The sequence below is a fragment of the Microcella putealis genome (genome assembly GCF_004216575.1).
GTDB lineage: Bacteria > Actinomycetota > Actinomycetes > Actinomycetales > Microbacteriaceae > Microcella > Microcella putealis.
In genome coordinates, this window is record NZ_SGWW01000001.1 from 839,518 (window position 1) to 858,210 (window position 18,693).

Here is an 18,693-nt window from a genome sequence, read left to right on the forward strand (position 1 = left end):
GGTCTCGCGGACACAGAAGCCGTTCGGCGAGCTGTCGGTCTCGCGGACACAGAAGCCGTTCGGCGAGCTGTCGGTCTCGCGGACACAGAAACTGGCGAGATACGCCGCCCCGGGAAACCGGCGTCGCGGGCTGAGCGCAGCGGGCGGGCGGACCGGGCGCACACGGGGCCGCAGGCTCGGCGTGGGAGGGTTGACGCATGCTCGACGCCGAACCGTGGATGCGCGTTCTCGCCGCCCTCGTCGCCGTCGGGATGCTCGCCGCGTTTCTCGTCCGCGCGATCCGCAAAGATCGGCGCGAGTTCACTCGGTTTCGGCGCTACCGCTCGACGATTCGCCGGCAGAGCATGATGCGGCGCTGGCTCATCGAGTCGGCGGTGACCTTCGGAGCGAGCGGTGCGCTGGTACTGATCGTCGTGCATCCGTTCGCGGGAGCCATGCTCGAGCAGACCCAGCAGCTCGCTCCCGTCGCGGCCGTGCGCGGCTTCGTCGGCTCGGGGCTCGGCATCGGCATGGTCGTCGGCGCGGCCGTCGGGCTCGTGATCCTCACGATCGTGGGCGTGCGGGGCGCTCGGCGCGAGGGCGGAGTGCTCGTCGTCGGCAATATTGCCGCCCTCCTCCCCCGCAACCGACCCGAGCTGCGCTGGGGGGCGGCGCTCTCGCTCAACGCGGGCGTCAGCGAAGAACTGCTGTTCCGCCTCGCCCTGCCCGCCCTGCTCGTCATCGTGACGGGCGAACCGATCAGCGCCTTCCTGCTGGCCGCCCTCGTGTTCGGCCTGCTGCACGCCTACCAGGGGCCGATCGGCGTCATCGCGACGACCCTCGTCGGGCTCGTGTTCACAGCGATCTACGTCGTGACGGGCAGCATCGTCGTCGCCATGGTGCTGCACGCACTGTTCGACCTGCGCACGCTCGTCATCATCCCGGCGGCCGTGTACCGGGTCGATCGCATCCCCGGCACAATCCGCTTCCCGAAGCCGCTGCCGCTCGCCCCGGCCCGCGAGAAGGCTCAGCCCGCGTCCGAACCCGACGACGCAGCCGCCGACGCACCGTCTGACGCACCCTCGACCTCTACCTCGACCGACACGTCGTAAAGGTTCTCGAGCACCGAGCCCACCCACGTGATCAGGTCGTCGTCCGACGCATCCTTCGGCAGCGGAACCTGTGCCGTTCGCGTCTGCCCCCACCACTTCGAGCCGGGGTACATGCGCTGCAGGCGCAGCTGCTTCGAGTCGAGCAGGTCGCGGCCCGCGAGGCGCAGGTTCGAGCCCATCACGACCACGTCAGACAGTCCCGCCTTCTGCGCGATGCGACGCAGGCGTGAGACCCGCAAGAGGGCGAGCACCGGCGCCGGCAGCTCGCCGTAGCGGTCGGCGAGCTCGTCGCGCACCTGCTCGAGCGCCTGGTCGTCGCTCGCCGGGGCCGCCGCCGTCGACAGCTTCTGATACGCCTCGAGCCGCAGCCGCTCCGACTCGATGAACTCCTCGGGGATGCGCGCATCGACCGGCAATTCGAGGCGCAGCTCGGTCTGTTCCTCCGCCGCGTCACCGCGGAACACGCTGACGGCCTCGCCGATCATGCGCAGATACAGGTCGAACCCGACGCCGGCGATGTGACCGGCCTGCTCGGCGCCGAGCAGGTTGCCGGCGCCGCGAATCTCGAGGTCTTTCATCGCGATCGCCATGCCGCCGCCGAGGTCACTGTTGGCGGCGAGCGTCTGCAGGCGGTCGTGCGCGGTCTCGGTGAGCGGCTTCGTCTCGTCGTAGAGGAAGTACGCGTACGCGCGCTCGCGCCCGCGGCCGACGCGACCGCGCAGCTGGTGCAACTGCGACAGGCCGTACTTGTCGGCCCGGTCGATGATGAGGGTGTTGGCGTTCGCGACGTCGAGGCCCGTCTCGATGATGGTCGTCGACACGAGTACGTCGAACTTGCGCTCCCAGAAGTCGACCATGACCTGCTCAAGCGCGCTCTCACTCATTTGTCCGTGCGCGATCGCGATGCGCGCATCCGGAACCAATTCGGCGAGATTCGCGGCGACCCGGTTGATGCTCGACACGCGGTTGTGCACGTAGAAGATCTGCCCCTCGCGCAGCAGCTCGCGGTGAATGGCGGCGGCGACCTGCTTGTCGCTGTACGGCCCGACGAAGGTGAGAATCGGGTGCCGGTCCTCCGGCGGGGTCGCGAGCGTCGACATCTCGCGAATGCCGGTGACCGCCATCTCGAGCGTGCGCGGAATCGGCGTCGCCGACATGGCGAGCACGTCGACGTTCGTCTTCAACTTCTTCAGCGCATCCTTGTGCTCGACGCCGAAGCGCTGCTCCTCGTCAATGATCACGAGCCCTAAGTCTTTGAATTGGATGCCCTGGCTGAGGATGCGGTGGGTTCCGATCACGACGTCCACCGTTCCCCGCGCGAGGCCGTCGATGGTCTCTTTCGCCTCTTTGTCGGTCTGGAAGCGGCTGAGGGCGCGGAGGTGCACGGGGAACCCGGCGAAGCGGTCGGCGAAGGTCTCGAGGTGCTGCTTCACGAGCAGGGTCGTCGGCACGATCATCGCGACCTGCTTGCCGCCCTGCACGGCCTTGAAGGCGGCCCGCACGGCGACCTCAGTCTTGCCGTAGCCAACGTCGCCGGCGAGCAGGCGATCCATGGGAATCGGCGACTCCATGTCGCGCTTGACCTCGTCGATCGTCGTCAGCTGGTCGGGGGTTTCGGCGTAGGGGAAGGCCTCTTCGAGCTCGCGCTGCCAGGGCGTGTCGGCGGGGAAGGCGAAGCCGCGGCTCGACATGCGCGCCGAGTACAGCTTGACGAGCTCGACGGCGATGTCGCGCACGGCCTTGCGGGCACGCCCCTTCGCCGCCGCCCAGTCGCTGCCGCCCATCTTGCTCAGCGCCGGCGCCTCGCCGCCGACGTAGCGGGTGAGCAGGTCGAGCTGGTCGGTCGGCACGTACAGCTTGTCGCCCGGGTACCCGCGCTTGCTCGGCGCGTACTCGATGACGAGAAACTCGCGCGTCGACTTCTGGGCCTTGCGGCCGCCACCCGTCGAGACCTCGCGCTGGGTGAGCTCGACGAACTTGCCGATGCCGTGCGTGTTGTGCACGACGAAGTCGCCCGCCTTCAGCTGCAGCGGGTCGACGACGTTCTTGCGGCGGCTCGCGAGCTTCTTCGGCTGACGCGAGTCGTAGCCGACGCTGCGACCGTAGAACTCGGTCTCGCCGAACAACCCCAGCTTCACGTCGGGCAGCTCGAAGCCCTGCTCGACGCTGCCGCGCACGAGGTACGCGACGCCCGGCTCGAGCGTCTCGGGTAGTGCGTCGACGGGGCGCGCGGCGGCCCCTGCGTCGGAGAGCACGTCGCGGGCGCGCTCGACGAGTCCCGGCCCGGCTGCGGCGATGATCATGCTCCAGCCCTCGGCGAGGCGGTCGACGACGTGGTCGACCGCTCCCCCGCTGCGGCCCGCGAACGACGGCGGGGCGTCGGCGGCGACCCGCACGACGTCGGCCTCGTCGGCGTCGAACTGGCTGAAGGTCCACCACGCGCGGTCGCCGGCCGCCCGGTGCAGAGCCTCGACCGTCAGGAAGTCGCCCGCGTCGAGGTCGATCGGCGACTCGGCCCCCGCGGTCGCGGCGTGCCACGCGGCGCTCAAGAACTCGCGGTTCGTCTCGACGAGGTTCGCCGCCCGCGTGGCAACTCGCTCGGGGCCGAGCACGGCGACCGCGGCGTTCGGCGGGAGATAGTCGGTCAGCGGCACGAGCTTGTCGACGAGGGCCGGCGCGAGACTTTCCATACCCTCGACCGGGATGCCTTCGGCCACCTTCTGCAGGATCGTCGACAGGCTCGGAAACTCGTGCAGCATCTCGCGGGCCCGCTGGCGCACGCCCTCGGTGAGCAGCAGCTCGCGGGTCGGCGGCAACTCGACGCGGGTGATGCCGGTGTCGGGCAGCGAGCGCTGGTCGGCGACCGAGAACTCGCGGATCTGGTCGACCTCGTCGCCGAAAAACTCGACGCGAACCGGATGCTCGGCGACGGCCGGGAAGACATCCAAGATTCCGCCGCGCACCGCGAACTCTCCGCGGCGCGTCACCATGTCGACCCGGCTGTACGCGAGGTCGATCAGGCGGGTGGTCACGCCACCGAGGTCTGCTCCGCGCCCGTTCAGGGTGAGCTCGACCGGCTCGATGTCGGTGAGGCCTGCCGGCAGGGGTTGCAGGGCGGCGCGCACCGACGCGACGACGACGATCGTGCCGGTGGGGGCATCCGCCCATTCGCGGAGCGCGCGCAGCGTGCGAATGCGCCGGCCGACCGTCTCGGCGCTGGGGCTCAGGCGCTCGTGCGGCAGCGTCTCCCACGCGGGCAGGTCGAGCACGGTGGCGTCGGGGTCGAGGCAGGCCCACGCCTCGCGCACGGCGTCGGCCTCGCGGCCCGTCGCAGTGATGGCGAGCAGGCACTGCGGGCCCTCGCGCCGCTCAAGCAGGCCGGCAACGAGCGGAAGGCGCAGGCCCTCGACGACCGAGAAGTCGGCGGAGCGCCGGGCGTACTCGAGGGCGTCAGAAAACGTCTGGGCGCGCTGAAGCGCCGGAATTAACCGCTCGAGAGTCACGTCGCGCAAGTGTACGCGCGTCGAACTGAGGGTCGCCGGGGACAGCGACGGGCGAGGCGCGTGCGCGGTGCGGCGGGGCGGGCCCTACGCCTTCGGCGCGTGGTGGCGCTGCTGCGCGGCGACGAGGCCGTCGTCGATGATGCGCTCGATGGCGTCGGCCGCCTCGTCGAGCACGAACGGCAGGGCCGCGCGTTCGCTCACCGGAAAGTCGCGCAGCACGTAGTCGGCCGCGTTCTGCTGCCCGGGCGGGCGGCCAATGCCGACGCGCACGCGCAGAAAGTCGGGCGTGCCGAGCGCCTTGATGATGTCGCGTACGCCGTTTTGGCCGCCGTGGCCGCCGCCCACCTTCAGACGCAGCGTCTCGAACGGCAGGTCGAGGTCGTCGTGCACGACGATGACGCGGTCGGGGGCGATGCCGAAGTACTTGGCGGCCGATGAGACGGGGCCGCCCGAGGTGTTCATGTAGCTCAGCGGCTTCGCCAGCACCAGCTTGGGGCCGCCCGGGCGAAGCCTCGCTTCGGCGAGCATCGTCGTCGAGCGGTGGCGGGCAAAGCGCGCGCCCACGCGCTCGGCCAGAACATCGAGCACCATGTGCCCGACGTTGTGGCGGTTCCCGGCGTAGCCGGGCCCGGGGTTACCGAGCCCGGCTACCAGCCAGGTGTCGCGATCGGCTGCGGCCGGGGGCTTTGCCTTACCGAGTCCGAACATGACGATCGCGCGGGGTGAGTGTCGGGGTGCCGACTACTCGGCGGCGTCGCCCTCGGCCGCAGCGGCCTCGGTCGACTCAGCCTCGGCCGACTCGTCGTCAAGCTGCGGGGCGGCCGGCACGGTGACGTTGACAACGAGCGCCTCGGCGTCGGTGACGAGCGTGGTGCCCTTCGGCAGCTCGACCTGGCCGGCGAGGATCTGGGTGCCCTCTTCGAGGCCCTCGATCGAGACGATGAACGACTCGGGAATGTGCGTGGCCTCGGTCTCGACCGTGAGGGTGTTGTGGTCAACGACGTGGATCGTGCCGGGGGCCGACTCGCCCTCGATGTGCACGGGCACGTCGACGGTGACCTTCTCGCCCTTACGGACGACGACGAGGTCGACGTGCTCGATGAGCTGGCGCACCGGGTCCTTCTGCACGTCCTTGACGAGCACGAGCTGCTTGTCGCCGGCGATGTCGAGCGTGACGAGCACGTTCGACTTGCGCAGCAGCAGGGCGGTCTCGTGGCCCGGCAGGGTCACGTGGCGCGGGTCGGTGCCGTGGCCGTAGATGACGGCGGGGATCTTGTCGACGGCGCGCAGCTTGCGGGCTGCACCCTTGCCGAAGGACGTGCGCTCGTCGGCGCTCAGGCGGTTTTCGTCAGCCATGGCTGTTCTCCATCGTGGTGTTGGGGGCCTGTAGGCCCGGGTCGTGTGTCAACTCGAACGCGTGTGCGCGTGAGGAACGACTCTCGTGCCGTACCCACCGCGTCGATCACGGCGTCGCTCTCAGTCGAGCGCGCCCTCGCCGAAGTTCAGTGGGTCAGTCTACGGCACCCGTCACGAGGGCGGCGACCTGGGCGGCGAGCGCCTCGACCGTCTGCACGCCGTCGACGACGGTGACGCCCGGCTCGTTCTCGGGGTGCTCTGCTCGCCGTCGAGCGCGATGACGGGCTCCCCCCACGGCGGGGGCCTCGAGCGTGGCGAGCTGCGAGTCGAGCTGACTCGCGGGCATGTAGTGCCCTTGCCGCTGCGTGAGGCGCTGCTCAAGCACCGCGCGGGGCACGTCGAGCAGGGCGAAGACAGTGCCGGGGGCGAGCGCGCGCAACCACGCGCGGTAGGCGCGGGGTCAGCGCGCTGCAGGCCATGATGCAGGGCGCGGACTCGGCCAGCTGCGCCCCGACGGCGTCGATCCACGGTGCGCGATCGGCGTCGTCGAGGGGGATGCCGGCCGCCATCTTCTGCACGTTCGCCGCGGGGTACAGGTCCTCGGCGTCGAGGAAGGGGATGCCCGCGCGAGCAGCCACCTCGCGCCCGACGACGGTCTTGCCCGCGGCCGAGACGCCCATGAGCTCGAGCGAGGGCCGAGGGCCGGGCATCCCCCACCGTCCCCATGCGGTCGCCGCAGGGCCTGTGCGCGACGCCGCGGTATCGTTCGACCATGCCGTCGAGCCTCCACCGCCGCCTGCTCGACGACCTCGGATCATCGATCGTCGCCGGGCGGCTCGCCCGCGGGGAGGTCGTGCTGGCCGGCGAGCTCGCGCAGCGCTACGACGTGAGCCTGTCAGTAGTGCGCGAGGTGATCCGCGCCTTGCAAGCGAATGGCCTCGTCGAGTCGGTCAAGCGCCTCGGAGTGCGGGTGCTGAGCGCCGATCGATGGAACGTCTACTCCGCCGACGTGATCCGCTGGAGACTCGACGGGCCCGACCGTGCCGTCCAGCTGCGCTCCCTCACCGAGCTGCGCACCGCCGTGGAGCCGCTCGCCGCCGACCTGGCCGCCCGGCACGCCCCCGCCTCCGTACGGGAGGAGCTCATGACCATCGCCGCCCGCATGCGGGAGCTCGGACGAGCCGGCGACCTCGAGGGGTTCCTCGACCTCGACATTGCCTTCCACGCGCTTGTGCTGCGCGGATCGGGCAACGAGATGCTCGCCGCCCTGGACGGCGCGGTCGCCGCGGTGCTTCGGGGTCGCACCGAACACGGGCTCATGCCGGCGCATCCGCACGAGGAGGCACTGCAATGGCACGTCGACGTCGCCGACGGCGTGCAGGCCGGGCGACCGGCGCGGGCCGCCGCCGCGATGCGGGCGATCCTCGGGCGCACCACTGACGAGGTCTCGTCCATCTGGGACGGCGCGGAGCGCGCCCCGCGGTAACGCCCTACTTCTCCGCGGCGGAGAAGCGCAGTAACACCTTGCCCGAGACCGCGGGGTCCGCGGCGATCGCAAAGGCCTCGAGCGCCTCGGACGCCGCGAACTCGTGGGTGACCACGCCCGCGACGTCGAGCGAGCCGTCCGCAAGGGCCGCCACGACCGCGTCGATCTCGCCCGCGAATCGGAACGACCCGCGCAGCTCGAGCTCACGGGTGATCGCGAGGGAGATGAGGGCGGGCTGCTCGCCCGAGGGCAGCAAGCCGACCATGACGACCGTGCCGCCGCGCGTCGTGCCGCGCACGGCCGAGGCGAGGCCCCGGTGGTTGCCGCTCGACTCGAAGCTCACGTCGGCGTCGACGGCGGCGATCGCCTCGGCGTCGTCGGCGAGCAGCGCCGCATCGGCGCCGAGCGCGAGCGCGGCATCCAGCGCCCGCGGCACCAGGTCGACGACCGTGATGTGCGCCGCGCCCGCCCGGCGAAGCACCGCGACGATGAGCGCGCCGATCGGGCCCGCCCCGACGACGAGCGCGTGCCGGCCCGTGACCTCGCCGGCGCGCGCGACCGCGTGCCACGCCACGCTCGCGGGCTCGATCACGGCGGCAGCGCGCAGGGACAGGCCCTGCGGCAGCGGACGGAGCATGCGGCTCGGCATCGCGACCCGGTCGGCGAAGGCCCCCTCGGTGTGGGGCACGCGGGCCGCACTGCCGAGGTAGGTGCCGCCGGGCGCGAGATTCGGCCGATCGGCGGGGTAGCGCGAGCCGTCGCCGGGCAGCTCGGTCGCGGGATGAACGGCGACGGCCGTTCCGACGGCGGGGCCGGACCCGTCGGCGGCCGCGTGCTGCACCACCCCGACCACCTCGTGGCCCAGCACCATGGGCGCGCGCAGGATCGACTCCCCCGCGGCGCCGTGACGCCAGTAGTGCAGGTCGCTGCCGCAGACGCCGCCGAACGCGATCGCGATCACGGCCTCGTCCGACGCCGCATGGGGTTCGGGACGCGTCTCGATGCGCAGGTCGTCGGCCGCGTGGGCGACGACGGCGCGGTTGCTCGGGGTCATGGGATCTCCTCGTCGGTCGATCGGTCAGACGACGGCGGTCATGCCGCCGTCGATGAAGAGCACCTGGCCCGTGACGAAGTCGGAGGCCGAGGATGAGAAGAACACTGCGGGCCCGACGATGTCGTCGGTCGTGCCCCAGCGGCCGGCGGGCGTGCGCCCGAGGATCCAGCCGTTGAAGGTCTCGTCGTCGACGAGCGCCTGCGTCATCTCCGTGTGGATGTAGCCGGGCGCGATGGCGTTGACCTGCACGCCGTCGCCCGCCCATTCCGCCGTCATCGCGCGGGTGAGGTTGCGGATGCCGCCCTTCGACGCCGTGTAGGCGCCGATGGTGGGCCGCGCGAGGTCGGTCTGCACCGAGGCGATGTTCACGATCTTGCCGCGTCCGCGCGCCACCATCCCCCGGGCGACCTCGCGGCCGACGAGGAAGGCGCTCGTGAGATTGGTCGCGATGACGCGATCCCAGTCGGCGAGCGCGATGTCGAGCAGGGGCTCCCGGTGCTGAACGCCCGCGTTGTTGATGAGCACGTCGATCGGCGGGGCATCCGCCTCGATGCGATGGATGCCCGCCGCGACCGCCTCGGCGTCGATGACGTCGAAGGCGGCCGCGGTGATGCGCTCCTCGCCGAAGCGCGCGGCGAAGTCGGCCCGGGTCGCCTCGAGACGGTCGGGATCGCGGCCGTGCAGCACGAGCGCCGCACCCGCCTCGGCGAGGCCCGCGGCGATCGCGCGGCCGATGCCGCGGCTCGATCCGGTGACGAGGGCCCGTCGGCCGCTGAGGTCGAATGCGGCACTCATGCTGCTCCTCCTGATGCTCGGGGTCGCGCTGCTAGATCAGGCTCGCGAGCCCGAAGATGCCGAGCGCGATCGCGAAGCCGATGATGCCGATGAGCGCCTGCCCGACCGTCCACGTCTTCAGCGTCGTCTGCGTGTCCATGCCGAAGAAGCGGCTGACGAGCCAGAAGCCGGAGTCGTTGACATGCCCGGCGAACACCGAGCCGGCCGCGAGTGCGAGCACTATCGCGGCGACCTCGATCGAGTTGAAGCTCGTGTCGGCGAGCACGACGGGCTGCACGAGCGCCGCCGCCGTGGTGAGGGCGACGGTGGCCGAGCCCTGCGCGACGCGCACGATCGCGGCGATCACGAAGCCCGCGACGATGATCGGCAGGCCGATCGCGTCGAGCGAGTCGGCGATCGCGTTGCCGATGCCGGTGGCGCGCAGCACCCCGCCGAACATGCCGCCGGCACCGGTGATGAGGATGATCGCGCAGACCGGGCCGAGGGCGCTGTCGGTGATCGTCTCGATGAGCGAGCGCTGCTTCTTCGGCTTCCAGCCGAGCAGGGCGATCGCGACGAGCACGGTGATGAGCAGCGCGATGGGCGTCTCGCCGATCAGGCGCAGCACCTGGATGCCGGTGTCGTCGAGCGAGACGAGCCCGGCCGTGGCGGCGGCGTTGAGCCCGGTGTTGAAGGCGATGAGCACGAGCGGCAGCGCGAGCAGGAAGACGATGGTGCCGAGCTTCGGGGTCGAGCGGAACAGGTCGCCCGACTCGTCGTCGGGCCGGCCGGCGAGGATGTTCGGCACGGCGATGTCGTAGCGGCGGCCGAGGTGGCGCCCGAACAGGTAGCCCACGATGTACCAGTTGGGGATGGCGACGAGGATGCCGAGCAGGATGACGAGGCCGACGTCGGCGCCGAGGAGCCCGCTCGCGGCCACGGGGCCGGGGTGCGGGGGCACGAAGATGTGCATGACCGAGAAGGCGACCGCGGCCGGGAACGCGTAGGTCAGCAGCGATCCGCCGAGGCGGCGGGCGACCGCGAAGATGATCGGCAGCATGACGACGAGGCCCGCGTCGAAGAAGATCGGGAAGCCCATCAGCAGCGAGGCGATCGACAGCGCGAGCGGCGCCCGCTTCTCGCCGAAGCGGCGGATCATCGCGTCGGTGAGCACCTTCGCTCCCCCGCTCGCCTCGATGAACCGGCCGAGCATCGCCCCGAGCCCCACCAGCAGCGCGACGGTCGCGAGCGTCGATCCGAAGCCCGAGGTGAGGGTCGACACGATCGACCCGGGGGCGATGCCGGCGGCCACCGCGGTGAGCGCGCTGACGATGATGAGCGCGAGGAAGGCGTGCAGCCTCGCGACGATGATGAGCACGAGCAGCAGCGCGATGGCTCCTGCGGCGAGGAGGAGCAGACCCGCGGTGGGCAGCTCCCAGAGGAACGGTGTCTCGGTCATGTGTCGCGCAACCTCTCTGTTCAGCGTGACGTGCCGGCCGGGCGGCCGATCGATTCGGTGACCCGGCGGACGATCTCCTCCGGGGTCAGCGCAGGGTCGACGAGCACGGCGCGCTCGTCCTCCTGCAGGGGCTCGAGGGTCGCGAACTGCGAGTCGAGCAGGCTGGGGGGCATGTACTCGTGCTGCCGGTTCGCCTGGCGATCGGCGATGAGCGCGCGGTCGCCGGCGAGGTGCACGAAGACGGTCTCGGGGGCGTGGGAGACCAGCTGGTCGCGGTAGCGACGGCGCAATGCCGAGCAGGCGACGACGATCGAGCGGTCCTCGGCGCGCTCGGCGCCGATGCGCTCGGCGATGATCTCGAGCCAGGGCGCGCGATCCTCATCAGTGAGCGGGATGCCCGCCGCCATCTTCTCCTTGTTGGCCGTGGGGTGCAGATCGTCGCCGTCGATGAACTCGACCCGGAGAGCGGCGGCGAGCGCGGCCCCGATGGTCGATTTGCCGGATCCGGACACGCCCATGACGATGAGCGGCGGCGTGGGTTCCACAGTGACTCCCGAGTGATCAGACGCGTCTTTACATCTGATTTAGCCATGGTGCTTTAGCAATAAAACAGATTTAATGCCTGAGGCTATACGCGCGTCCGACCCACGTCAACCCCGGCAGCAGCTGAGAGCGGATGCGCATCCCCGCGAGAGCGCGCAATAGGCTGGATGGCATCCCACCCGCTCGCGGCAGCCGCTCCCGGCCCTGCGACGCCCCCCCCTTCCTCGAGGAGTGACTCGTGACCCAGCCCACCGCCATCATCGGAGTCGTCGGACTCGCCGTCATGGGGTCGAACCTGGCCCGCAACCTCGCGAGCCGCGAGGGCAACACGGTCGCCGTCTATAACCGCTCATTCGAGAAGACCGAAGCGCTTCTCGCCGAGCACCCCGAGGCGGGCTTCGTCGCAGCCAAGGACTACACCGAGTTCGCCGCGTCGCTCGCCCGCCCGCGCACGGCGATCATCATGGTGAAGGCCGGCCGCCCCACCGACGCCGTCATCGACCAGCTGGTGCAGGTGTTCGAGCCCGGCGACATCATCATCGACGGCGGCAATGCGCTGTTCACCGACACGATCCGCCGCGAGAAGGCGGTGCGCGAGACGGGCATCAACTTCGTCGGCGCTGGCATCTCGGGCGGCGAGGAGGGTGCGCTGAACGGCCCCTCGATCATGCCCGGCGGCTCGGCCGAGGCGTGGGAATCGATGGGCCCGATCCTGAAGTCGATCGCCGCGGTCGCCGACGGCGAGCCCTGTGTCACGCACGTCGGCACCGACGGCGCCGGCCACTTCGTCAAGATGATCCACAACGGCATCGAGTACGCCGACATGCAGCTCATCGCCGAGGCGTACGACCTGCTGCGTCGCGTCGGCGGCTTCACGCCCGCCGAGATCGCCGACATCTTCGCCGAGTGGAACACCGGCGAGCTCGAGAGCTACCTCATCGAGATCACCGCCGAGGTGCTGCGCCAGGTCGACGCGGCGACCGGCTCGCCGCTCGTCGACGTGATCCTCGACCAGGCCGGTGCGAAGGGCACCGGCGCCTGGACGGTGCAGAGCGCGCTCGACCTGGGCGTGCCCGTCTCGGGCATCGCCGAGGCCGTGTTCGCCCGCTCGCTGTCGTCGGCGCCCGCACAGCGCGCCGCCGCGCAGTCGCTTCCCGCCTCGACCGAGACCTGGTCGGTGGATGATCGTGACGCGTTCGTCGAGGACGTGCGGCGCGCGCTCTACGCGTCGAAGATCATCGCCTACAGCCAGGGCTTCGACGCGATCGTCGCCGGTGCCGCCGAGTACAACTGGGACATCAAGAAGGGCGAGATCGCGAAGATCTGGCGCGCCGGCTGCATCATCCGCGCCCAGTTCCTAAACCGCATCACCGAGGCCTACGCCGACGACCCCGAGCTCGTCGCCCTCGTCACGGCCCCCTACTTCGCCGACGCGGTCGGCTCGGCGCTGCCGTCGTGGCGCCGCATCGTCGCCGGGGCGGCGCTTGCGGGCATCCCGACGCCGGCGTTCGCGTCGTCGCTGTCGTACTACGACGGCCTGCGCGCCGACCGCCTGCCGGCCGCCCTCGTGCAGGGGCAGCGCGACTTCTTCGGCGCCCACACCTACAAGCGCGTCGACCGCGAGGGCACCTTCCACACGCTGTGGTCGGGCGACCGCAGCGAGATCGAGGCGACCGACACGCACTAGGCGACACACGATCGAATGGGCCCGGCCCCCTCGCGGGGGTGCGGGCCCGTCGTCGTCTCAGCGTGAGCGGCGGCCGCGGCGGGCGTAGCGAGGCGCGGTGCTGCGGCCGAGGCCGCTTGACCCCGCACCCAAGGGCGTCAGCATCAGCGCGATCGGCAGACTGGACGCGACGAGCGCCGCTCCGCTCGCCCAGTGCAGCGCGAGCAGCGTGAACCCCGCCTCGAGCGCGGGCGGGGCGGCGGCGCCGGTGGCGAGCGCGACGGCGGTGGCGGCGGCGAAGTGCGCGAGCATCCCGATGGGTAGCGTCGCGGCGAGCACGCCGACGATCGACGTGACCCTCGAGAGCGCAAGCCACGTGAGCCACAGCGCGAGCGCCTGGGCGGCGGCGCCGGCCGCCCAAATCGGCGAGGTCCACCAGCCGGGGTCGGGCACGGGTTCGCCGATGATCGCGGCGCCCACCGTGAGCGGCACGCCCTGCAGCGCCCAGACTCCGAGACCCGAGAGCGCTGCCCAGACCGGAACCCGGCGGCGCGGAACGCGGATCACCCGGGCCTCGCGGCGTCGCCGGCCCGTGTCGGCGTCTGTGGCGTGCCAGTCGGCCGGGTCGGAGCCGAGCGGGCGCGGGGGCGTGAGCGCCTCGGCACGCACGCCGTCGACCGCGAACGGGGCGGCGAGCACGTCGACCGTGCCGAGGGGGGACTGCATTGGGTGCGTGGGGAGCTCGGGGGCAGCTGCCGCGGACGTCATGGGCGGTGCGGACACCGCGGGCGTCGCGGGCGCGACGGGCGGCGTCGTCGCAGCCGCGCCGGGCGTCGGTGACGTGCCCCGCGCATCCTTGCGGCGCTGCAGTTCGAGGGCGGTGCGGGCGAGCGTGAGGTGGTGGGCGCTGCCCTCGCCGGTTTCGCGGGCGCGGGCGATGCCGCGCACGGCGGACGCCGCGGCAAACCAGCCGGTCGCGTGGTCGAGCGCTTGCACCGGCAGCGCGTGCGGGGTGGCGTCGGGGTCGAGATCGGTGCGCGCGTCGGCGATGCCCGTGACGAGCTGCACGACGCTGTCGAAGCCGCGGCGCTCAGCCCACGGCCCGCTCGGCCCGTAGGCGCTCACCTGCACCTCGACGAGGCCGGGCGCGATGGCGCGGCGGGTGTCGGCGTCGAGGCCGAGGCTGTCGAGGGCTCCGGGGCGCAGGCCGTGCACGAGCACGTGCGCCTCGGCGAGCAACGCGGCGAGCGTCGATGCGCGCTCGACGTCGTGTGCGTCGAGCCGTGCGCACCGTTTGCCGAGGGTCGTGTCGTGGGTGACGCCCGGCTCGTCCCAGTCGGGCGGGTCGACGCGCAGCACGTCGGCGCCGAGCAGCGCGAGAGCCCGCGTTGCGACAGGGCCCGCGATGACCCGTGTGAGGTCGAGCACGCGCACGCCGGCGAGCGGGCGGTCGGGGGTTCCGGTAGGCCAGGGCACCTCGGCGCGGCGTGTGGGCGTCGAGACGACGAGCGGCTGCGCCGCCGTCGCGACCCCCTGAGGATGCGCGGCCCACTCCCCCACGGATCGCAGCGCCCCCGCGCACCCGCCCGCCGCGATGACGGCCTCCTCGAGGTCGAGGGCACGCCAGGTACGGGCAGCGGCAGCGACGGCGTCGCGGTCAGGCCCGGTGACGGTGCCCGCGACGCCGGCGGCGTTGTCGCCATCACCCAGGCCGAGCACCCCGAGCGCCGCCGCGCGGTGCGCGGGCGCGTTCATGTGCAGGCGCACCCACCCGTCGGCGGCACGGTAGTCGGTGCTCAGCGGGTTCCAGGGCGAAGGCCCCGGCTCGCGGAGGCGCACGGCCTCGGTGAACCACGCGCGGGCAAGGGCGGCGTCGACCGTCGCCGTGGGGGCGCCCACGAGTTCGGCCACGGCGAGGGCGAACTCGCCGACCGCCTCGGCGGCGAACGCCGACACGGGGTACGCCGAATCGTCGGGGCCCTGGCCGTGCACCTCGAGCGCGGGTGCGGCCGGCGCGGTCGGCGCCGATGCGCCGGGCGTGCCACCGGAGGGCACGGCCGCGGCCGTCACGAGGCGACCGTGCCGGAATCGGGGGCGGGGCGTCGGCGCACCGCGAGCATCCGCAGAACGAGGCCAATGGCAAGCAGAACGGCGGTTCCGAGAATCGAGACGGGCGGCAGGGCGGCGACGAGCACGACGCAGCCGACGAGCCCGGCGATCGCGACCACGCGAGGTTGCCAGCGCTCGGTGGCGGGTTGGCGCAGGGCCGACACATGCGCGACGGCGTAGTAGAGCAGCACGGCCGAACTCGACGCGGCGACCAGCTGCGCCGGGTCGAGAAGCACCACGATGACGATCGCGATGGAGGCGATGATCGCCTCCGCGACGGCCGGTGCGCTCGTGCGCGGCCAGATGCGGGCGAGGAAACCGGGCAGGTCGCCGCCGCGCGCCATGGCGAGGCTCGTGCGACTCAGCCCGGCGAGGATTCCGACGAGCGAGCCAAGGCACGCGATGCCCGCGACCACCACGACGAGCGGGGCCCACGCGGGGTCGAGTGCGTCGGCGAACGGGGTGCTGCTGCCGGCGAGGCGGTCGGTGCCGAGCGTCGAGATCAGCAGCACCGCGACCGTCGCGTAGAGGGCGAGCACGACGCCGAGGGCGATGAAGATGGCGCGGGGCAGGGTGCGGCGCGGCTCGACCACCTCTTCGCCGAGGGTCGCCATGCGGGCGTAGCCGGCGAACGCGAAGAACAGCAGCGCAGCCCCCTGCAGCACGCCGTACGGGCTCGCGGGGGCGAGGATGCTCGTCACGGGTTCGAGGTCGGTTGCGGCGCCGCCCGACACCGTCGCGATGAGCACGACGGCGAGGCCGGTCAGCACCGTCGCCACGATCACCATCGCCACCCGCGCCGTCGTACGCACGCCGGCCATGTTGAGCGCGGCAAACAGAACAATGAGGCCCACCGCGACGGGAGTCGGCTCCGTCGGGTACAGGTAGGCGGCGGCGATCGACGCGATCGCGGCGGCCGAAGCTGTCTTGCCGGTGACGAACAACCAGCCGGCGCTGAAGCCCGTCCAGGGCCCCACGTAGCGGCGGCCGAATGCGTAGGCTCCGCCCGCGACGGGGTGCGCCATTGCCAGCTGCGCGGAACTGAACGCGTTGAGGGTGGCGATGAGCGCCGCCAGCACGAGCGCGATGATCAGTCCGCCCCGCGCGGCGTCGGTCGCCGGACCCCACACGGCGAACACGCCTGCACCGATCATGGAGGCCAGGCCGATGCCGATCGCGCCGGGCAGGCGAACACGGCGCGCCAGGGCACCGTGGGCCGCGGGTACGGCGGTGGGGTGTGGCGTGCTCTCGTCTGCGGTTTCGGGTTCCGCGGGCATGGGCTGAACCCTACCCGGCGCAGGGGGCGAGCAGGGAGCGCGTGCCAGACTGGGCGCGATGAACGACGACCCGATCGAGCTGCGCGAGTGGCCCGACGACCCCGACCGCGACTCCAGCGCGGGCCTGTCACCGTGGGAGCGGCGCCGACGTGTCCTCCGCTGGGTGAGCATTGTGGCGATGCTGGCGCTCGTGATTCCGGGAGCGCTCGGTACGTGGTCGGTCGCGCGAAACACCGCCGCGCAGGCCTGCCGAATGGCGGTCGACTTCTATGCAGCACCCGGAGTGCCCTCTCGCATCGCCTTCGATCTCACCGACCCGCGGCTACTCGGCTGGAACTGTTACGCCCTGTCGCCCGCCGGCGAAGTGCGCATCGCTGTGCTCGGGCTTATACCGGGCCGCCCCAGCCTGGAACCTCGCACCGGAACCTAAGGCCTCCCATGCCTCACCCCTACCACCGGTTGACAGTCGGCTTCCTCACGCAGCACGGGAAAGAAACGGTCGTCGCCGCGGCACTCGAGGCGGAACTCGGTTGCACCGTCGCCCGTGTCCAGGGCTTCGACACCGATCAACTGGGCACGTTCACCCGCGACGTCGATCGCGCAGGAACCCAATGGGAGGCAGCGCGGACCAAGGCCTTGACGGCCATTGAGCTGTCGGGGCTTCCGATCGGGCTCGGCAGCGAAGGTTCATTTGACCGCCACCCGCTGCTCGGGTTCGTCAGCCACAACCGCGAGCTCATCATGCTGGTCGATCGCGATCGCGACATTGAAATCGTCGGGATCGCCGATGGGCCCTCACCGCACGTCCACGGGGTCGCCCGCACGGGGGAAGAGCTGGACGGCATCGCCGAGCGCGCCGGGTTTCCCACCCACTGGCTCGTGGTTCGCCCGAACGCGCTCGATGACCCGCGCTTCTGGAAGGGCGTTCGCGACCGTGACGAGTTGCGGCTCGCTTTCGACTGGGCGCGCGAGCTCTCTGACGACGGGGCGGTCGCCGTCGAATCCGACCTGCGCGCCCACGCCAACCCTCGACGGATGGAGCGCATCGCCGAGGCCGCTCGCGACCTAGCGCAGCGCGCAGCAGTGCTCTGTCCGGTGTGTGGATGCCCGGGATTCGGGCGGGTCGAGACCGTGCGCGGGCTCCCGTGCGCGGTGTGCTGGCTGCCCACTGCCATGGCACGCGCTCACGTGCACGGCTGCCCGCGCTGCGAGCACCGCGAGGTGCACGACATCCCGGGCAGAACGACGGCAGACCCGCAATATTGCGACGCCTGTAACCCCTGACCGGGGCGGTCGTCGTTCGTCGACCCGGGCGGTCGCCTCGACGCGCCTATGCGGCGCCGTCGAACATCGAGGTAACCGAGCCGTCGTCGAAGACCTCGTGGATCGCGCGCGCGATGAGCGGGGCGATCGGCAGCACAGTCAAACGGTCCCAGCGCTTGTCCTCGGGCACCGGCAACGTGTCGGTGACGACGACGCTGTCGATGAACTCGCTCTGCAGGATGTCGAAGGCGGGCGGCGAGAAGATCGCGTGGGTGGCGGCAACGACAACACCGATGGCGCCGTTCTTCTTGAGCGCCTCGGCCGCCTTCACGATGGTGCGACCCGTGTCGATCATGTCGTCGACGAGCAGGCAGACGCGGCCCTCGACCTCGCCGACGATCTCGTGAACCGAGACCTGGTTGGGCACGAGCGGGTCGCGGCGCTTGTGGATGATGGCGAGCGGGGCGCCGAGCTTGTCGCTCCAGATGTCGGCGACGCGCACGCGGCCCATGTCGGGCGAGACGACGGTGAGGGTCGACGCGTCGAGCTGCTCGCGGAAGTGCTCGAGCAGCACCGGCATCGCGAACAGGTGGTCGACGGGCCCGTCGAAGAAGCCCTGAATCTGCGCGGCGTGCAGGTCGACGCTCATGATGCGGTCGGCACCGGCGGCCTTGAACAGGTCGGCGACGAGGCGCGCCGAGATGGGCTCGCGCCCACGGCCCTTCTTGTCTTGCCGCGAGTACGGGTAGAAGGGGGCGACGACGGTGATGCGCTTCGCCGACGCGCGCTTCAGCGCGTCCACCATGATGAGCTGCTCCATGAGCGCCTCGTTGATGGGGTTCGCGTGCGACTGAATCACGAAGGCGTCGCAGCCGCGCACGCTCTCGCCGTAGCGGGCGTAGATCTCGCCGTTGGCGAAGGTGCGCGCGTCGGTCGGCACGACGTCGGTTTCGAGGGCGGTCGCGATGTCGTGGGCGAGCTGCGGATGCGCGCGCCCCGTCACGAGGACCAGCTTCTTCTGACCGGTGATTTTGATGCTGGCCACGTCGTGCTCGCCTTCTGCCGCCGCTGCGGCATGGGTACTTTTCGCCGGTCTTGGTGCGTGTACGGGT

General features: G+C 71.5%; 17 protein-coding genes. 5 read left to right on the plus strand and 12 right to left on the minus strand.

Annotation, left to right across the window (positions count from 1 at the left end):
• Window positions 1–197: 197 nt before the first annotated feature.
• Window positions 198–1,091 (plus strand): CPBP family intramembrane glutamic endopeptidase, encoded by an 894-nt coding sequence (locus EV141_RS04105; protein ID WP_130484671.1) that lies wholly within the window; start codon window positions 198–200, stop codon window positions 1,089–1,091.
• Here EV141_RS04105 and mfd read toward each other — a convergent pair.
• The 5 genes from mfd to EV141_RS12325 all read right to left on the minus strand — a co-directional run bounded on the left by mfd (window position 1,007) and on the right by EV141_RS12325 (window position 6,660).
• Window positions 1,007–4,594: a transcription-repair coupling factor gene (mfd, locus tag EV141_RS04110; protein WP_130484672.1), complete on the minus strand. Its 3,588-nt coding sequence runs from the start codon at window positions 4,592–4,594 to the stop codon at window positions 1,007–1,009. The two genes, EV141_RS04105 and mfd, sit on opposite strands and share 85 nt — an antisense overlap.
• A gap of 84 nt (window positions 4,595–4,678) precedes the next feature.
• Window positions 4,679–5,302 (minus strand): aminoacyl-tRNA hydrolase, encoded by a 624-nt coding sequence (gene pth, locus EV141_RS04115; RefSeq protein WP_130484673.1) that lies wholly within the window; start codon window positions 5,300–5,302, stop codon window positions 4,679–4,681.
• Between the two features lie 33 nt (window positions 5,303–5,335).
• Window positions 5,336–5,950: a 50S ribosomal protein L25/general stress protein Ctc gene (locus EV141_RS04120; protein WP_130484674.1), complete on the minus strand. Its 615-nt coding sequence runs from the start codon at window positions 5,948–5,950 to the stop codon at window positions 5,336–5,338.
• Between the two features lie 154 nt (window positions 5,951–6,104).
• Window positions 6,105–6,296: a hypothetical protein gene (locus tag EV141_RS12320; RefSeq protein ID WP_198675493.1), complete on the minus strand. Its 192-nt coding sequence runs from the start codon at window positions 6,294–6,296 to the stop codon at window positions 6,105–6,107.
• A 31-nt stretch (window positions 6,297–6,327) separates the two neighbouring features.
• Window positions 6,328–6,660 carry a hypothetical protein gene (locus EV141_RS12325; RefSeq protein WP_198675494.1) on the minus strand — a complete coding sequence of 111 codons (333 nt, stop codon included), beginning with the start codon at window positions 6,658–6,660 and terminating at the stop codon, window positions 6,328–6,330.
• Window positions 6,661–6,722: 62 nt separating this feature from the next.
• Here EV141_RS12325 and EV141_RS04130 point away from each other — a divergent pair, with 62 nt between their 5' ends.
• Window positions 6,723–7,436, plus strand: a complete 714-nt coding sequence (locus tag EV141_RS04130; RefSeq protein WP_130484675.1) for a FadR/GntR family transcriptional regulator — start codon at window positions 6,723–6,725, stop codon at window positions 7,434–7,436.
• Window positions 7,437–7,440: 4 nt separating this feature from the next.
• On the opposite strand, the gene EV141_RS04135 is transcribed toward EV141_RS04130, so the two are convergent.
• The 4 genes from EV141_RS04135 to EV141_RS04150 are packed head-to-tail and all read right to left on the minus strand — an operon-like array spanning window position 7,441 to window position 11,268.
• A complete protein-coding gene (locus tag EV141_RS04135; RefSeq protein WP_130484676.1) occupies window positions 7,441–8,490 on the minus strand; it encodes a zinc-binding dehydrogenase in 1,050 nt (349 codons plus the stop codon).
• A gap of 24 nt (window positions 8,491–8,514) precedes the next feature.
• Window positions 8,515–9,285 (minus strand): SDR family oxidoreductase, encoded by a 771-nt coding sequence (locus tag EV141_RS04140; protein ID WP_130484677.1) that lies wholly within the window; start codon window positions 9,283–9,285, stop codon window positions 8,515–8,517.
• A 31-nt stretch (window positions 9,286–9,316) separates the two neighbouring features.
• Window positions 9,317–10,723 (minus strand): GntP family permease, encoded by a 1,407-nt coding sequence (locus EV141_RS04145; RefSeq protein ID WP_130484678.1) that lies wholly within the window; start codon window positions 10,721–10,723, stop codon window positions 9,317–9,319.
• Between the two features lie 20 nt (window positions 10,724–10,743).
• Window positions 10,744–11,268, minus strand: a complete 525-nt coding sequence (locus EV141_RS04150; protein WP_375880241.1) for a gluconokinase — start codon at window positions 11,266–11,268, stop codon at window positions 10,744–10,746.
• Window positions 11,269–11,504: 236 nt separating this feature from the next.
• On the opposite strand from EV141_RS04150, the gene gndA reads away from it, so the two are divergent.
• Window positions 11,505–12,953, plus strand: coding sequence for an NADP-dependent phosphogluconate dehydrogenase (gene gndA / locus EV141_RS04155; RefSeq protein ID WP_130484679.1), 1,449 nt, complete (start codon window positions 11,505–11,507; stop codon window positions 12,951–12,953).
• 57 nt (window positions 12,954–13,010) lie between these two features.
• Here gndA and EV141_RS04160 read toward each other — a convergent pair whose 3' ends face one another.
• Together EV141_RS04160 and EV141_RS04165 are read right to left on the minus strand one after the other, a co-directional pair.
• Window positions 13,011–15,002 (minus strand): CoA transferase, encoded by a 1,992-nt coding sequence (locus tag EV141_RS04160; protein WP_130484680.1) that lies wholly within the window; start codon window positions 15,000–15,002, stop codon window positions 13,011–13,013.
• Window positions 14,999–16,318 (minus strand): APC family permease, encoded by a 1,320-nt coding sequence (locus EV141_RS04165; protein ID WP_130484681.1) that lies wholly within the window; start codon window positions 16,316–16,318, stop codon window positions 14,999–15,001. The genes EV141_RS04160 and EV141_RS04165 overlap by 4 nt, the downstream gene beginning before the upstream one ends.
• 58 nt (window positions 16,319–16,376) lie before the next feature.
• Between EV141_RS04165 and EV141_RS04170 the strand changes: the two genes are divergently transcribed.
• Both EV141_RS04170 and EV141_RS04175 read left to right on the plus strand, forming a co-directional pair.
• Complete coding sequence (locus tag EV141_RS04170) at window positions 16,377–16,748, plus strand: hypothetical protein (protein WP_130281332.1); 372 nt, start codon at window positions 16,377–16,379, stop codon at window positions 16,746–16,748.
• Window positions 16,749–16,756: 8 nt separating this feature from the next.
• Complete coding sequence (locus tag EV141_RS04175; RefSeq protein WP_130484682.1) at window positions 16,757–17,602, plus strand: DUF6671 family protein; 846 nt, start codon at window positions 16,757–16,759, stop codon at window positions 17,600–17,602.
• A 46-nt stretch (window positions 17,603–17,648) separates the two neighbouring features.
• Here the strand turns inward: EV141_RS04175 and EV141_RS04180 are convergent, their stop codons facing one another.
• Window positions 17,649–18,626, minus strand: a complete 978-nt coding sequence (locus EV141_RS04180; protein WP_130484683.1) for a ribose-phosphate diphosphokinase — start codon at window positions 18,624–18,626, stop codon at window positions 17,649–17,651.
• Between the last annotated feature and the right edge of the window lie 67 nt (window positions 18,627–18,693).

Excerpts from the sequence above, each read along its gene's own strand:
- EV141_RS12320 (WP_198675493.1), bottom strand. The coding sequence starts at position 6,296 with ATGCCCGCGAGTCAGCTCGACTCGCAGCTCGCCACGCTCGAGGCCCCC.
- EV141_RS04165 (WP_130484681.1), bottom strand. The coding sequence starts at position 16,318 with ATGCCCGCGGAACCCGAAACCGCAGACGAGAGCACGCCACACCCCACC.
- EV141_RS12325 (WP_198675494.1), bottom strand. The coding sequence starts at position 6,660 with ATGCCCGGCCCTCGGCCCTCGCTCGAGCTCATGGGCGTCTCGGCCGCG.
- EV141_RS04140 (WP_130484677.1), bottom strand. The coding sequence starts at position 9,285 with ATGAGTGCCGCATTCGACCTCAGCGGCCGACGGGCCCTCGTCACCGGA.
- EV141_RS04130 (WP_130484675.1), top strand. The coding sequence starts at position 6,723 with ATGCCGTCGAGCCTCCACCGCCGCCTGCTCGACGACCTCGGATCATCG.
- EV141_RS04135 (WP_130484676.1), bottom strand. The coding sequence starts at position 8,490 with ATGACCCCGAGCAACCGCGCCGTCGTCGCCCACGCGGCCGACGACCTG.
- EV141_RS04145 (WP_130484678.1), bottom strand. The coding sequence starts at position 10,723 with ATGACCGAGACACCGTTCCTCTGGGAGCTGCCCACCGCGGGTCTGCTC.
- EV141_RS04120 (WP_130484674.1), bottom strand. The coding sequence starts at position 5,950 with ATGGCTGACGAAAACCGCCTGAGCGCCGACGAGCGCACGTCCTTCGGC.
- pth (WP_130484673.1), bottom strand. The coding sequence starts at position 5,302 with ATGTTCGGACTCGGTAAGGCAAAGCCCCCGGCCGCAGCCGATCGCGAC.
- EV141_RS04170 (WP_130281332.1), top strand. The coding sequence starts at position 16,377 with ATGAACGACGACCCGATCGAGCTGCGCGAGTGGCCCGACGACCCCGAC.
- EV141_RS04175 (WP_130484682.1), top strand. The coding sequence starts at position 16,757 with ATGCCTCACCCCTACCACCGGTTGACAGTCGGCTTCCTCACGCAGCAC.
- EV141_RS04105 (WP_130484671.1), top strand. The coding sequence starts at position 198 with ATGCTCGACGCCGAACCGTGGATGCGCGTTCTCGCCGCCCTCGTCGCC.